Origin of the sequence: Pelomicrobium sp. G1, assembly GCF_051905455.1 — a bacterium.
Classification (GTDB): Bacteria; Pseudomonadota; Gammaproteobacteria; order Burkholderiales; family UBA6910; genus Pelomicrobium.
On record NZ_JBQACR010000302.1, the window covers coordinates 1 to 285 of the forward strand.

Here is a 285-nt window from a genome sequence, read left to right on the forward strand (position 1 = left end):
CTTCAGCATCCGCGGCGAGCACCGGCACGCGATCCTGTGCGTCCTGCCCGACCGGCCGGTCACCGTGGTAGGTCGATCCTTTGCCTGGTACAAGCAGCGGGCGCTGATGGTCGATTCCCTGGACCCGACCCGCGCGACGGTCCTGCACGACCGGCGGACGCCGCGACCGATGAACACGCGCCTCGGTCCAGAAAACGGCGTCACGCTTCCGGGCGGGATCCTGTACGTGGTGTGCGCCCATCGGTACGCCGATCACTGGATCGGGAATCGGACGCTGATCGACAA

1 protein-coding gene is annotated in these 285 nt (G+C 67.4%); it reads left to right on the plus strand.

The genetic code is table 11. From position 1 onward, the window contains the following. Positions 1-285, plus strand: a 285-nt coding sequence (locus tag ACTFO6_RS18605; RefSeq protein WP_439935855.1) for a hypothetical protein, incomplete at both ends; no start/stop codon positions are given.